This is a genomic window from Pseudomonas sp. RGM2987, assembly GCF_022952855.1.
In the GTDB taxonomy this organism is placed as follows: domain Bacteria; phylum Pseudomonadota; class Gammaproteobacteria; order Pseudomonadales; family Pseudomonadaceae; genus Aquipseudomonas.
Window position 1 is genome coordinate 1 of record NZ_JALJDX010000003.1, and the last position, 233, is coordinate 233.

Annotated in this window: 1 pseudogene; it reads left to right on the plus strand. The window is 57.1% G+C overall.

From position 1 onward, the window contains the following. Window positions 1-143 (plus strand): annotated as a pseudogene (locus tag RGM2987_RS00005) (DUF1566 domain-containing protein); the annotation flags it as partial. Window positions 144-233 lie beyond the last annotated feature (90 nt).

The window sequence follows — 233 nt, forward strand, 5'->3', positions numbered from 1 at the left end:
CCAAGGACACCTGGTACTGGTCGAGTTCGCAGCGCTCCGCCGACACCGCATTCTTCATGTACTTCGATGATGGCGGTCAGCACTACTACGGCAAGCACAACGAGTTCCGCGTCCGCCCCGTCCGCAGTCAATTGATTGATTAATTCGCTTATTTAATCCGGCCGCTTGCGGCCGGTTGCCCAAGGAGGGCGCGCCGATGGCGATGCACACGGAGTTGCAGATTTATCAGGTTT